Source organism: Acinetobacter sp. YH12052 (assembly GCF_013419835.1).
Lineage (GTDB): Bacteria > Pseudomonadota > Gammaproteobacteria > Pseudomonadales > Moraxellaceae > Acinetobacter > Acinetobacter amyesii.
Window position 1 is genome coordinate 127,401 of record NZ_VOZI01000003.1, and the last position, 14,523, is coordinate 141,923.

10 protein-coding genes and 6 tRNA genes are annotated in these 14,523 nt (G+C 40.9%); 4 read left to right on the forward strand and 12 right to left on the reverse strand.

The features are described 5' to 3' along the window. Positions 1–34: 34 nt before the first annotated feature. The 3 genes from gltS to FTU06_RS03155 all read right to left on the reverse strand — a co-directional run bounded on the left by gltS (position 35) and on the right by FTU06_RS03155 (position 5,030). Positions 35–1,276, reverse strand: a complete 1,242-nt coding sequence (gltS, locus tag FTU06_RS03145) for a sodium/glutamate symporter (protein ID WP_180113780.1) — start codon at positions 1,274–1,276, stop codon at positions 35–37. A gap of 634 nt (positions 1,277–1,910) precedes the next feature. Next, a complete protein-coding gene (locus FTU06_RS03150) occupies positions 1,911–3,191 on the reverse strand; it encodes a DcaP family trimeric outer membrane transporter (protein WP_168379288.1) in 1,281 nt (426 codons plus the stop codon). Between the two features lie 636 nt (positions 3,192–3,827). Then, entirely contained in the window at positions 3,828–5,030 is a 1,203-nt protein-coding gene (locus tag FTU06_RS03155) for a multidrug effflux MFS transporter (RefSeq protein WP_180144905.1), read from the reverse strand. A gap of 135 nt (positions 5,031–5,165) precedes the next feature. Here FTU06_RS03155 and yccS point away from each other — a divergent pair, with 135 nt between their 5' ends. From yccS to FTU06_RS03175, 4 genes are all read left to right on the forward strand, one after another. After that, entirely contained in the window at positions 5,166–7,334 is a 2,169-nt protein-coding gene (gene yccS, locus FTU06_RS03160) for a YccS family putative transporter (RefSeq protein WP_180144908.1), read from the forward strand. A gap of 85 nt (positions 7,335–7,419) precedes the next feature. Beyond that, positions 7,420–7,980 carry a YcxB family protein gene (locus FTU06_RS03165; RefSeq protein WP_078191438.1) on the forward strand — a complete coding sequence of 187 codons (561 nt, stop codon included), beginning with the start codon at positions 7,420–7,422 and terminating at the stop codon, positions 7,978–7,980. Positions 7,981–8,168: 188 nt separating this feature from the next. Then, on the forward strand, positions 8,169–10,871 hold the full coding sequence (locus tag FTU06_RS03170) for a sulfite reductase flavoprotein subunit alpha (protein WP_180144911.1): 2,703 nt from the start codon (positions 8,169–8,171) through the stop codon (positions 10,869–10,871). Positions 10,872–10,975: 104 nt separating this feature from the next. Next, positions 10,976–11,746, forward strand: a complete 771-nt coding sequence (locus tag FTU06_RS03175; protein ID WP_180144913.1) for a YdcF family protein — start codon at positions 10,976–10,978, stop codon at positions 11,744–11,746. 55 nt (positions 11,747–11,801) lie between these two features. On the opposite strand, the gene FTU06_RS03180 is transcribed toward FTU06_RS03175, so the two are convergent. The 9 genes from FTU06_RS03180 to FTU06_RS03220 all read right to left on the reverse strand — a co-directional run bounded on the left by FTU06_RS03180 (position 11,802) and on the right by FTU06_RS03220 (position 14,442). Then, positions 11,802–12,263 (reverse strand): DUF2750 domain-containing protein, encoded by a 462-nt coding sequence (locus FTU06_RS03180; RefSeq protein ID WP_078191441.1) that lies wholly within the window; start codon positions 12,261–12,263, stop codon positions 11,802–11,804. A gap of 97 nt (positions 12,264–12,360) precedes the next feature. Further along, positions 12,361–12,436: transfer RNA gene (locus FTU06_RS03185), tRNA-Val, on the reverse strand. 98 nt (positions 12,437–12,534) lie between these two features. Continuing rightward, positions 12,535–12,611: transfer RNA gene (locus FTU06_RS03190), tRNA-Asp, on the reverse strand. Positions 12,612–12,655: 44 nt separating this feature from the next. Then, positions 12,656–12,731 (reverse strand) — tRNA-Val (locus FTU06_RS03195). A 21-nt stretch (positions 12,732–12,752) separates the two neighbouring features. After that, a tRNA-Asp gene (locus FTU06_RS03200) sits at positions 12,753–12,829 on the reverse strand. Positions 12,830–12,876: 47 nt separating this feature from the next. Then, positions 12,877–12,953 (reverse strand) — tRNA-Asp (locus FTU06_RS03205). A gap of 29 nt (positions 12,954–12,982) precedes the next feature. Next, positions 12,983–13,058: transfer RNA gene (locus FTU06_RS03210), tRNA-Val, on the reverse strand. Between the two features lie 462 nt (positions 13,059–13,520). After that, positions 13,521–14,015, reverse strand: coding sequence for a cell wall-recycling L,D-carboxypeptidase ElsL (gene elsL, locus FTU06_RS03215; protein ID WP_078192250.1), 495 nt, complete (start codon positions 14,013–14,015; stop codon positions 13,521–13,523). Next, positions 14,008–14,442, reverse strand: a complete 435-nt coding sequence (locus tag FTU06_RS03220; RefSeq protein ID WP_180144916.1) for a YbaN family protein — start codon at positions 14,440–14,442, stop codon at positions 14,008–14,010. The genes elsL and FTU06_RS03220 overlap by 8 nt, the downstream gene beginning before the upstream one ends. Between the last annotated feature and the right edge of the window lie 81 nt (positions 14,443–14,523).

Here is a 14,523-nt window from a genome sequence, read left to right on the forward strand (position 1 = left end):
AAAACAAAGGCTCTAAATTAGAGCCTTTGTAGAATTAAGCGAAAAATTTGAGAATTAATTGAATAACCGTCGCATTAATTAAGTCAACAAAGAATGCACCACATAGCGGCACAATTAAGAATGCCTTATGTGAAGGGCCATACATATTTGTAATCGCTTGCATATTTGCCACAGCCGTCGGGGTTGCACCCATACCAAAACCACAGTGACCTGCTGATAAAACAGCAGCATCGTAGTTTTTACCCATGACACGGAAAGTGATAAACGCAGCATATAGTGCCATTGTTAATGTTTGGGCTCCCAAAATCACAACTAATGGTCCTGCAAGATCTGATAGCTGCCATAGTTTCAACGATAATAATGCCATTGCTAAGTACAGTGATAATGAAGCATTACCAAATACATCAATTGCACGATCAAATATTTGTACGCGGAAAATACCCTCCAGTACATTTCGCAAAATTACACCACCAGCCAGTGCCCAAACAAATGTCGGTAATTCAAATACAGTACCTTTACTAAAATCGGTCATGAAGTCCGCAAATGCTAAACACCCTGCAAATAAACCTAATGTGGTAATCGCATTATCTGCTGTAATGAGACGAACTCGATGCGGATATTCAAACGGCACATATTCTGTTGAATTAATATCTGCTAGAGGAGTGTTATCACTTTTTTCAATTTGTTCATGAGTACGAGGCGTTGCAAGTTGATAGCGGTTAATTAATAGCTTCGCCAGTGGACCACCGATAATACCGCCAATAATCAAACCAAATGTCGCACTTGCCATACCTAAGGCTAATGCACCTTGAATGCCATGTTGCACTTCTAAAATTTCACCCCATGCGCCTGCAGTACCATGACCACCGGTAAGGGTAATAGAACCTGCAATCAAACCAATAAGAGGGTCAATACCTAGCACCGTCGCAAGACTGATACCTACGAGGTTCTGCACCATGATGAATGAAGCAACAGCGACGATAAAGATGACCAAGCCGATTCCGCCCTCTTTTAATTTGGCAAAGTTTGCACTTAAGCCAATAGAAGCGAAGAAAATCAGCATGAAACTCGTTTGTAATTCACTACTCGTTGTAATGCTATAGCCCCAAAGACTGTGTACCACCAAAGAAATAATCGCGGCAACTAAACCACCGGCAACAGGCTCTGGAATGTTGTATCGACCTAAAAATCCAATACGATTAACAAGAAATCGTCCCAACAAAAGCACAATTACCGCTGCGATTAAGGTATAAAACGCGTTAAAACTAAATTCCATATAATTTGTCCAAAATTATTTGAATATTTTTAAAGCTCTTCTATCAGCATTAGCTGCCTTTATGGTCTGAAATACAACTACATTTTGTAATTTCAAATCAATAATAATGCAATTCAACGACTCAAGCTAAAGAGTTTGAAAAATATTCATCATCTGATTCAAATAAGTAAGTCTGAGCTTTAAAAATTAACTCAAAATGACTAACAAATCGCTAAAAGTTTTAAACTGAGAAACAGCCTCAAATGAAGCAAATTCAATGACAGAACATTGTGTATGTCTGTACTGTTTCGCACTATTTCTGAAAAGTCGCACATTATGCAGCCTGAACAATAAAATTTCATTAATTTTAATTACAAAAAGTTTTATTTGCTATAATTTAAAGTTATATCTATTTGTTTTTACTAAAATGTATTCGCATTTTTTATCTATATAAAATATTAAAGATTTGAACATGATGCCCATGTAAGACGTGGTTAAATGAATGCTTTAACCTGTACGACATCATGACTCAGGCGATTTAGTGATTCCATCTGCTTAGTGCTATGGGTTAATTTGCGTTGAAAAATCTCCTGTTTCAACAAAAAAGCCTGAACTGAGTCAGGCTTTTTTGATTGATTAGATCAGTAGTTTGAGCTTAGAAACTATATTTAGCCATTAAGCCAACGCGGTCATCGTTATAAGATTCACCCGCAAAGTTTTTGCGTTTACCGTTCACATATTCTAAGCCAAGTTCAACTGGTTTTACAGGTGCGTAAATAAAGTTAATCCAAGCTTGCTGTGCTTCTTCGTTCGCATTTGAGTTAGATGCATCTTTTGCATACGCGCTGCCATCATCCGCAAATAGCGCGCCATAAGCTAAAGTTGAACGTAGTTTTTCATTAAACTTATAGGTTGCACCCACTTGTACAGCAGTGAATTTATTTTGCTCGATGTTGCCATCGACTACAGAATAAGCCGAGTTAGAACCATATAAATAGTTACTATTACCTTCTGTATAAGAAACATCACCATTCAATTTCAATTGATCAGTGACTGCATAAGATGCGCCCGCTGCTACACCCCAAGCTGTTTCTGTGTCATCTGCTGCTTTAGATTTGTAGTTTTCAACCAATGCACGAGCTGAAGCGGTACCTTTACCTGCGGCAAAACCTTGAGTCACTTTGGCAGTTAAGTTTGGAAGACGATAAGTTGGATCTGCAGCAACAGTCCCTTTACTATCTCCTTCTTCCGCAGAAACAAATAATTGAGTATCTGGAGCTAATTTGTAGTTATAACGAACTTGAGGAATACGTGTAGTACCACCACCCAAGTTTGTATTGAAATCAATCATTTCTGGTGCATGGCTAGATAAGAAATTAGATGTCGTTTGACCAAATAACCAGTTGTTAAAGGTTAAGTAACCGTGACGTAAGCGAAGTCCATCATTTGAACCACTTGCATCTGCAAAGTCGACTTCAATTTTACCACCCACTTTATTATCACCACCGACAGGTGCTGTAAAATCTAAACCAAAACGTGTGGTTTTTGCAGTTGCGCGAAGTTTATCTCGTGCTTCTTCTTTAGAGGTATGTACGTTGTTGAAGTCGTTATCCGCACCTTCAATGATGTAGTTTGCATCACCACGAACAAAACCGTAAAGGCTTACATCTGCACCTGTTTTAGATTTTAAGCTTGCAGCTGGAGTAGCTGGTGGCGGTGGTGGTGCAACAGGACGCGCTTTAACTTGCTGAATCTCTGTTTGTTGCTGTTGTTGAACTTGCTGCTGCGCTTTAATTAAACTTTTCAGTTCTGCAACTTCTGCACGTAATTGTTCAATTTCAGAAGTATTGCTGCCTGCATGAGTCATTGAGACCGTTGCCAAACTCATGGCAACAACAAGGGTTTTCATTGGGTGGAATACAGTTTGAGTTTTCATCCTAAGCTCTCTATTGTCCTGTCATTGTTGTATGCCCTAACTCTGGGCGCTTTGTTATTCGCCTATTTGAGCGGACAAATTTCAAGCTGCCTATCTGTGCTTTAGTCGCATTAAAGCCCCAACTTGCAGCTCCCAAGAACGAAATACTTGAAAGCAAAAAGCAAAAACGCTGAATCCATCACTGAAAATAGACTGAAATATTTAGTTAAAATTCAGACTTAGCCGATACAGATGGCAAAAAAGCTCATTACTCATACCTTAAAGGTAAATATCCATACCCTATAGGTATGTCATAAAAATGATAAAATCCGACATATTACCGATAGAGACATTCACAATGTATTGATTCAGCATAAAGTACTGTGTTTGATGCAAATAATACTTATTTATCAGTTGCTCTATTTCATTCGAGTGGGACAACAGCGATCCACTGTTTCACTTTTTATTTTCAAGTGGATGATTGTTTAGATATAAGTTTCGAGAAAATAGAAACTGACCTCACAATGGGAAAATAGCACAATCATTCATAGTTATGGATGATGAACATTTATAATGAATGACGCGTATGCTTAATACACGTACATTGATGACTGACGTTTAAACAAAAGCAGCTAAACGTCTTCACCCTCATTCAGTTCACCCCATGGCTGAAGCTTTTAAACTACGCATGGTGAACATTGCAATAACCACAAACAGCAACATAATCAGGGCCATATTAATCAGCGCAGACCATACTAAAAAGTTCAAAAACACTCCAGCCATTAGACCACAGGCAAATTGCATACTTCCCATAATGGCACTGGCTGTGCCAGCTCGTGAGCCTTGTTCAGACATCGCCAATGCCATGGCATTTGGCCCAGTGAAGCCGATTGAAGCAACACATAAGAACATGCCCAACATTACAACAACGATAGATGAAAGATTAAATAATCCTGCCGCCAATAAGATCAGCACACCACACAATTGAAGTGCATTACCCAATTGCAAACGATGTCGAACCTCCAGTCGATTGGCAAGTTTCTTGTTGAGGGTCGAAAACACCATAATCCCTAAAGCATTCGCACCAAATACATAAGCAAATTGCTGTTGGCTCAGACCATAACCATCCATCAAAATGGCAGAAGAACCACTGATATAACAAAATAAAATCGCGCCAGAAAAACAGCCTGTGAGCATCGGCTTGCGGAAACTTGCATCCTGCAAAATGGCACTATATAAACCTAAGACTTGTTTCAAACTTAAGTTTAAGCGCCGCTCAACAGGTAGGGTTTCTTGAAAGAAAAAATGTACGCAGAAAAGACAAAAAATACCGACAAGCGCCAATACCGCAAATATGTATTGCCATTCAAACACCTGCAAAACCCATGCGCCTAAAGTAGGTGCAATGATTGGTGCAATTGTTGTCACGATCATCATGCTGGCAAAGGCTTGAGCAGAAGCTTGCATACTTAAGCGATCACGAATTGCAGCACGGGCAATCACTACACCGACACAGCCACCCAAGGCTTGCAGAACGCGAGCCGCGATCAAGCTCCATTCACTATTGGCAAAGACACACAGAAAACTGGCACAAATATATAAAACCAAACCGAAATATAGCGGTGTTTTACGCCCAATGCGGTCGCTGACCGGCCCGTAAATTAACTGTCCAATCGCCAAACCCAAGAAATACGCTGGAAGACTATTGGCCACTTGTTGCGTTGTCACACCAAAATCGTCGGCCATTTGAGGTAAAGCCGGCAAATACATGTCGATTGAAAGTGGACCTAAAGCAGTCAGCAACGCCAACAAGACGATCCAGCGTTGAGAAAATTCCTTTTGTGATTCGACGCTTTTCATAAGAATAATTCATTTATCGCAAGCAAGTTTTGCAGACAAGTTTACACTGCACATAGTATTATTTCTTGGCTTCAATGTGAAAATTCACACGATACACATTGCTTACTGTCCCATCGCTTTAGCAAAGGAAAAATTTTGAACGCCTGGCTCGCACGACTGAAACAAGCAACCTATAACACGACCTTTATGTATAACTTGCGCATGGTCATTGCCTTCGCAGGAACAGCCTTTGTCCCATATTTTTTAGATCAGCAATTGATGACCATTCCCCTCACTTTGGGTGTGGTTGCCGCAGGTCTAAGTGATATCGATGACCGCTTTTCAGTCCGCGTGCTCAATCAAATTTATACCTATATTGGGTTCTTTGTTACTGCAGTATCCATTTATCTGTTGTTCCCGCATCCGATTTTATTTGCATTGGGGCTGATCGTTTCTTGTATCGGTTGGATTCTTTTGGGTTCATTGGGTCGTCGCTATGCCACCATTTCTTATGGCTGTTTGGTGATCTCCGTGTATTCCATGCTTGGGGTTGAACTTTTTGAACATTGGTATACACAAGCAGGTTTATTGGTCATAGGTGCGATGTGGTATGGACTACTTTCGACTTTGAGCTTTCTGCTATTTCCTGTACGTCAAGTTCAGGACAAATTGGCGCAAAGCTATTCGTCTCTAGGTGACTTCTTATTTGCAAAATCTAACTTGTTTGATGTCGATATGACACCCGAAAGTTATCAGCAAAGTTTAATTGAGCTGTCGCTGGAAAATGGCAAATTAATTGGCATTTTCAACGATATGAAAACAGCCTTATTAACGCGTTTAAAAGGCGACCGTGGACAAAAAGATACACGTCGTAGCCTGCAATATTATTTTGTCGCACAAGACATTCATGAACGTGCCGATTCCGCACATATTGATTATCAAAAATTAACCCGTATTTTTGAACATAGTGATATTTTATTTCGCTTTCAACGCGTGCTCTCGATTCAAGGAAAAGCCTGTAAAGATTTGAGTATCAGCATCTTACAGCGAAAACCCTATCATCATAATCAACGCTTTAAACATGCATTCCACAATCTAAAACTGTCACTCGAAAAGCTGCGTGAAGAGCAAAAATATGATGAAGTTTGGATCAACTCTTTATTTGCTTTATACCAGAACCTAAAAGGCATCGATGCGCAATTACGTAATGTCGAAACCGAGCGTTATATTGACCGACAAGCCCTGATTGAAAATCGTTTAAAAGATGATGATTTAAAAGGTTGGGACGACATCGTCATTCGATTCAAACAACATTTGAGCCCTGAATCGGTGCTGTTCCGTCATGCTGTGCGTTTATCGACCGTGTTATTTATTGGTTATATTTTTGTCCAAGTGACCAATATCAGTTATGGCTATTGGATTTTATTGACTGCCCTGTTTGTCAGCCAGCCGAACTTTAACGCCACCAAGCGCCGCCTCTATTTACGTATCATTGGCACATTGGTCGGGATTATTTTAGGTTATGCAATTTTATATTTTGTCCCTTCTGTCGAAGGTCAGTTATTACTGCTCATTTTAAGTGGCGTGCTGTTTTTTGAATTACGCAGTAAGCAATATGCACAAGCCACTGCGTTTATTACGATTTTGGCGCTGATCAACTTTAACTTAGATGGCATGGGTTTTGCCGCAGCTATGCCGCGTATGATTGATACACTGATTGGTTGTGCCTTAGCATGGTTTGGTGTGAGTTTCATTTTCCCAGATTGGAAATTCCGTCGCCTGCCTCGAACCATCAGCCGTTCGATTCAAGCGCAGTGTGATTATTTGGTCGAAGTGGTTGAACAATACAAATCTGGTCGTAATAACGGGTTGAATTATCGTGTGGTCCGTCGTGCAGCCCACAATACAGATGCAGAAGTGGCTTCACTGATTTCCACTTTAGCCACCGAACCCGATACCGATCCGACTCAAAAAGCTTTGGCCTTTGAGTTTTTGTGTCTCAATCATACCTTTATTAGTTATATCGCGGCCTTAGGTGCGCATCGTGAAAAAATTCAAGACCAACAGGTCTTAACCTTATTGGATAAAGCCACAGATGACATTCAAGGTGCATTGCTGCGTGACGAAGTTCCAGACTTATCTGCGCAAAATATGTTGCAAGAAATCCGTCAGCGTTTGTCACAAAACAGTGAGGAAGATCAAAAATCCTTGATTGTGCTACAACAGCTTTCTTTGATGTTTAACGTGTTGAACCAATTTAGCCAATTGAAACAAAATCTCAGTCATGAGCATGATCAAGCATCGACGGAACTGGCTTCACTATAATTTGGATGATTTTGGAACAATATACTCACTGAATTGGTATAAATAATGCTAAACTTTTTACAGTTTTAAATCTGTTACTTTCACTATGACCGCAAAAAATTTATATGCCTACACGCTAGAGCCAGTGGCTTATGAAATTTCTGAAGAAGAACAACGTTATGCTCAACTTGTTCTGTCTCGCAGTAACTTCAAAATTGGCAAAAAAGCATGGCTAATTATGGGTGCAATTCTTGCACTGGCACTCTTGGGCCTCATCTTTATTAAGAACTATTCAACAGTATTTTGCTGGGTAGCTATTGTCTGTGTTGTGATTTACTTCCTTGTGCGTAAATTCGGTATCGAGTGGTATGCGAAACGCAAACTGAACGAAGTCCCTGTACAAGAAATTAAAGGCATTCGTATGGGTGTTCAGCCGCATGGGATCTCTATGCAGCAACGTATGGGCGCAAACATGGGGACGATGACTGTCGGTTGGAAAGACATTCATGAATGGTATGACACTAAAGACTTCATCCTTTTAAACTTTAAAGTGAAGGGTCAAGACGGTGCATACATCTTGCCTAAACGTATGGATAGCAAGAAGTTTCCATTTTCGACCATTCGTAAACACTTAAATGAAACTGTAGGCCCTGCTAAAGCTATTTAAGCCAAACAGACATTTATGTATAAAAAACCTCCGCTTTTTGGAGGTTTTTTTATCTGTTTAATTTTCGAATGATCATTGATAATTACAATAATGAGAATGAATATTACTTACTTTTTCCACATTCTCTACTACATCATCGTTTATAATTCGTCGCAATTCAGCAACCTTTTATCAATATTAAATCCATCATGTTTAAGAAAACCCTTTTCCAGATTCACTGGTTCTTGGGGATTAGTGCCGGCTTAATACTCTCGCTTATGGGGGTTACAGGTGCCATTTATTCCTATGAACAGCAAATACTTAAAGCAATCAATCAGGACAGTTATGTGGTTCAGGCTCAACAGCAACCTAAACTACCCCCTGCTGAGCTTTATCAGCACTTTAGTCAGTCTGATCCTGACATGAAAATTAACAGCATCTCTATTGCCTCAGATGCTACCGCCTCAAGTACCGTGAATATTGTCAAAGAAGGTGCTCGTCGTGGCTATAACATGATGGTTAACCCCTATACAGCCGAAGTTTTACCTGAAATCAAAGGTCAAAAATTCTTCCAGTTTGTACAGCAACTACACCGTAATTTAACTGTTGGCCCTGTAGGTAAACAAATTACCGGCGCATGTACACTGATGCTGATTTATTTTGTATTGAGTGGTTTGTATCTGCGTTGGCCAAAAAGACATTCTGTAAAACAATGGCTTGCAGTAAAACCGAAACTCAAAGGACGTAATTTCCTATGGGATTTACATGCAGTCGTCGGCACATGGGTGATTGTTTTTTATCTCATTTTGGCATGTACAGGTCTGTACTGGTCTTATGATTGGTGGCGTAATGGCATGTTTAAAGTCATGGGCGTTGAACGTCCACAGCCCCAGTTACAAGAACGTCCAAAACCGAATGGACAACCTGCTGAACAAGCGGGTGCAAAGCAAGGTGGTGAAAAACAAGCCACTGAGGCAAAACAAACTCATGGCGAACACCAAGCACGTTCTGAAAGAAATCCTGCAACGTCGAGTCCCTCTGAACACGGCGCTCAAGAAAATAAACATGGTGCTGAAGGTCGCGGAGAAAAACGTGGTCTAAAACCAGAACAAGTGAATATTGCCCTTACGCAAAGTTGGAATGGCTTTAATCAAAATATTGGTCGTGAATACTCAAGTGTCACTTTTAATATTCCGAAAAAAGCCAATGGTGAATTAGAAATTAACTTTGTGGATGCCGTCCCTCAACATGAGCGTGCGCGCAACAAAGCGACTTATAACTACAAAACGGATGCTCTTACCGATATCGAGTTATACGAAGATAAAAAGCTAAATGAAAAAATCATGACCAGCATGTTACCTGTGCATCGTGGTAGTTTCTTCGGACCGATTTATCAGTTCTTTGTGGTTATTGCATCCCTCATGATGCCGCTGTTCTTTGTCACAGGATGGATGCTCTATCTCAAACGTCGTAAACAGAAAAAACTGACACAGCAAGCCCGTCAAAGCTTAGCACCAGTTACCATCGACCCAAATGCACAGCCTTGGTTAATTTGCTATGCATCACAAACAGGTCAGTCTGAACAATTGGCATGGCGTACAGCAACAAGCTTACAAGAGGCTCGTCAGCCTGTCACAGTGAAAGCTGTTCAGCAACTTTCAGCAGATGACTTAACGCAAGCCGCTCAGGTTTTATTTGTTGCAAGTACCTATGGCACTGGGGAAGCACCTGACCTTGCTTCAAGCTTTGAACGTAAACTGATGGCACAAGGCCTCGATTTGAGTCATGTTCAGTTTGCCGTATTAGCTTTAGGTTCAGAAGAATATCCGGATACTTTCTGTAGCTTTGGTCATGCGATTCATCGTTGGATGCAGAGTAATGCTGCGAAGCCCCTGTTTAACACGATTGAAGTCAATAATGGCGACACCCAAGCCATTCAAGCATGGAATAGCGCTTTAGCCAAAGCGACTAAACTTGAACTTCAGCACATGCAAATTGAAAAAACTTTTGATGCATGGACATTGACCAAACGTGATTTACTCAACCCGAACAGTTTAGGTGCACCTGCATTTAATATTGAGTTAAAACCGCAACATGAAGCCAATTGGCAAGCGGGTGATATTGCAGAGATTCAACCAGGTAATAGTGCTGAACGTATTGCAAACTTCATGCAAAAGTACCAAATACAAAGTCAGCAAGTGGTTGATTCTACTCAGCAACGTATTGAAGATGCATTATGGGATCGTAACCTAAATACGGATGTTGAACCATTTGCCAACCTTGATCATTTGCTTGAACAGCTTCCACCGCTTCCAACTCGTGAATACTCGATTGCCAGTATTCCAAGTCAGCAAGTATTACGCTTAGTGGTGCGTCAGCAATCCAATGCGGATGGTGAGCTCGGCTTAGGCTCAGGGTGGTTAACACAACATGCTGCGATCAATAGCACACTACAACTGCGTATTCGCACCAATGAATCATTCCACCTGATTGCAGATAATCGTCCTGTGATTTGTATTGGTAACGGTACAGGTATTGCTGGTTTACTCAGCCTGTTACATACACGAGTTCGTCAAGACTATACGCAAAACTGGCTGATTTTTGGTGAGCGCCAACGCGCACATGATTTCTTTTATCAAGACGTCATTGAAGCATGGCAAAACACCGGTTTAGTTCAACGCATAGACCTCACCTTCTCTCGTGATCAAACGGAGAAACGCTATGTGCATCATGAGCTACGTGATCAAGCGGCCTTATTAAAATCATGGGTAGAACAAGGTGCCGTGATTTACGTCTGTGGTAGTATCAATGGTATGGCAACGGACGTTGACCACGCATTGATTGATATACTAGGTGAAGATGTTGTTGCTGAACTGCGTCAAGCTGGGCGTTACCGTCGTGATGTTTACTAATAAGATGTTTACTCATAAATAGTCCCAACTAAAAACCAGACCTCGTGTCTGGTTTTTTTCACGCTATACTTAGGCCAAATACGGATACTGCTTTAATTTTTTGAATGAAAAGAATACTACTGCTTTGTGTAGGCTTGCTGCTCTGTGTAGATGCCATTTGGTTGCTTACATTAGATAAAATTCATTTAGGCATCCTTTTACCCTTAGTCATTGGGTGTATTTTTCTTTTATCAGGACTATTTGCAACGCAAATTCAAAATATTTTAGATCAATACCCCAAACTCAAAAGGCCCTGGCGTGCGGCATGGTGGTTGTTTTGGTTTTGGCTATTGAGCCTTTTACTGTTTTTTGCGTATTTACACTTCAATAGCCAGCAATCCAAGCCATTTACTTCCGCCCAAGCCATCATCGTTTTGGGCAGTGGTATTGAAAATGGTCAACCTTCTCCGACCTTAAAGGCGCGTCTCGATGCCGCAGCACCGTATGCCTTGAAACAGCCCAATACTATTATGATCATGACGGGTGGTTTAGGCTTTAATGAAAAAATGACCGAATCTTCCGTCATGAAACGCTATTTACTTCAACACTATGACATTTCAGCGGCAGGCATATATGAAGAAAGTAAAAGTACTAGTACAGAACTCAACCTGATCAACAGTAAAATGATTTTAAAACAACATCAAATTTCGCTTGATACACCCATAGCAATTGCCAGTAGTGACTTTCACCTTCCACGTGCAAAAGCAATTGCACGAAAGTTAGGCTATACACAGGTGTATACCATTGCAGCGCCTACACCGCTGTACATCCGCTACAACTCTTGGCTACGTGAATATTTTGCTTTTTTGAGCGGTTTTGTACTTAACGAATATTAAAAAAAGCCCTTGTTTGATCAGTAAACAAGGGCTTTTTTATGCTGTAAATAAACAATTAATTTAAACGAATGCTACGTGGCAAAGGAATTTTAAGGTTTTCAAAGATTTCTGGGCGCTGTTGATAGACTTGATATAAATAATTTTTAATATCTAACAGCATCTTTTCAGGCGCAACCAAAATATTTTGCCCTTCCGGGGTCAAATCTAAAGATACCGTAGTGCTCTCGCTGCGTAAAAACGGAATGACTTTTTCGATAAAGTCTTTTAATGAAATTTCCTGAATTTCATAATTGGACCAATTGTCTTTAATTAATAAACGTGCCAAACCACGATTTTGCCAAATGGCGAAGGAACGCTGACCTGTAGGTGTCGCACAAAGTGCCCAACCATCTTGATATAACGCAATCACGCCACCTTGAGCGACCATATTTTCAATAAATTGTTTATAGGTTTCTTGAGGATTGTAATTTGTAGTTTGAGTTTTAGACGCTGCCTTGCGCTGATATGGATTTCTCATAGATCACATACAATATTAAAATTATTATAGAGCGGATTCTATGTAAATCAGAAAATTTAGGCAAGCTTTTGGGGAAAGAAGTTTCTATAGAAGAATATGGTGGGCGCTGACGGGATCGAACCGCCGACATTCTGCTTGTAAGGCAGACGCTCTACCAACTGAGCTAAGCGCCCTGAGCGAAGAGTAACAAAGCGAAGCTTTGTCTGAGCGCAAGAGAAAAATCGAAGATTTTTCTAAAGGCATTCTCTTGAACAGAGATTTTTAAGATAAATGGCGCAGCGGACGGGACTCGAACCCGCGACCCCCGGCGTGACAGGCCGGTATTCTAACCAACTGAACTACCGCTGCATCACGTAGTTTCTTTCGAAACACAACCTATATCTTAAAAGATATGGTGGGCGCTGACGGGATCGAACCGCCGACATTCTGCTTGTAAGGCAGACGCTCTACCAACTGAGCTAAGCGCCCTCAAAAGATCTATCATGTAAATGGCGCAGCGGACGGGACTCGAACCCGCGACCCCCGGCGTGACAGGCCGGTATTCTAACCAACTGAACTACCGCTGCACTTACACAATGTCGCTATTGTGGTTCAAACGAATTAAGATTTAAAGTGGCGCAGCGGACGGGACTCGAACCCGCGACCCCCGGCGTGACAGGCCGGTATTCTAACCAACTGAACTACCGCTGCACTCTAAATATCTTAACGCTGAAAATGTTTGGTGGGCGCTGACGGGATCGAACCGCCGACATTCTGCTTGTAAGGCAGACGCTCTACCAACTGAGCTAAGCGCCCTTTTCAAAACATGTTCATCGTTTGATGAGGTGCATTATAGAGAATCCTCACGGTCTGTCAAACGCTTTTCTAACTCTTTTCCACTTTTTCTGTTTGAGTGATTAAAAAATAAGTTATATTGCGGAAAAATCAGTATTTTTGAACATTTTTTAGCTATAAACCTGTAAATTTATTACTAAAAATAGGACTTATATTCTGCATCATTCACATAAAAAACAGTTTTTCAGATGGACTCATAACTAATCATTCAGCGAACCGACGATTAATTCACCACACTCACGGCATTCTAAAACAACCTAGTGTACAAAATACATTCAAACACGATTTTCTGTTAGTTTGCGAGCATTAGTCCTGACAAAAGTCCTGACAAAAAAACGCCTTTCAAACTCACTTTAATTTTTCAAATCTTTGTTTTGATGCCATGAACTTCGGTTTTCATGGCTTGTAATTTTAACGACGTGTTCAATGTTCAGTGATGTAAACCAGCGCATTTAATGGAATCAATTGATAAAGTTCTACAACATCGCTGTTTCGCATGCGAATACAACCATGTGACATCGGTATACCCATAGGCTCGCGATCTGGTGTGCCATGGATATAAATATAGCGTTGATAAGTATCACAGCCCTCACCTGCATTAAAGCCCGGTTCCAAACCACTGAGCCATAATATTCGAGATAATATCCAATCCCGATCAGGATGTGATGCGGCAAGTTGCTCGTCGTAAACCTCTCCGGTCCACTGCCGTGCTTTAAAAACTGCATTTTGAGGTTGTTGTCCACCAAACTTTTCAGCCACTTGATGCCAGCCTCGTGGAGTCTTACCACTATTTTCCTGTTCACCAATGCCATTTTTACCCGATGAAATGAGGTAAAACTTATTCAGCTTCGGCAAAGTTAAGGTTTGATCTTTCAAGTTAATCAGGATATCAGCTTGATCTTGGGTATATTCAGACATGCTCTTGCTCTTTCTGCTTATCTTTATCTACTGGTTGTGTCTGCTTCGATTGTTCAATAGTCCTAATCTTATTTGGCTCTGGTCGTGTCCATAACCAAATACCAACGATCAACATGGTTAAGTCAGTGAATATATTGACGGCAATCGGTGCTGATGTAAAAAGCATAATCAGGCCACTCACAAACATCATGATCGATGCAAACCATTTTGCTTTGCGGGGGACGGTGCCATTTTCGCGCCAAGCGCGTAGGGTTGGGCCGTATTTAGGATGATTCAACAACCAAGCATCCATTTGTGGCCAGCCTTTTGAAGCCGCCCATGCCGCTAAAATTAAGAAGACTGTCGTGGGCATTCCCGGCAATAAAGCCCCTATAAAGCCTAAAATGACAAAGACAACCACTAAGCTTCGCCAAAACAACGTCTTCATACCGCTACCCTGAACTTTCAATTCAGGTAGTATAAGATGTTTTTAACAATTATCCGTTGTTATTCTACATTATTCAAAAGG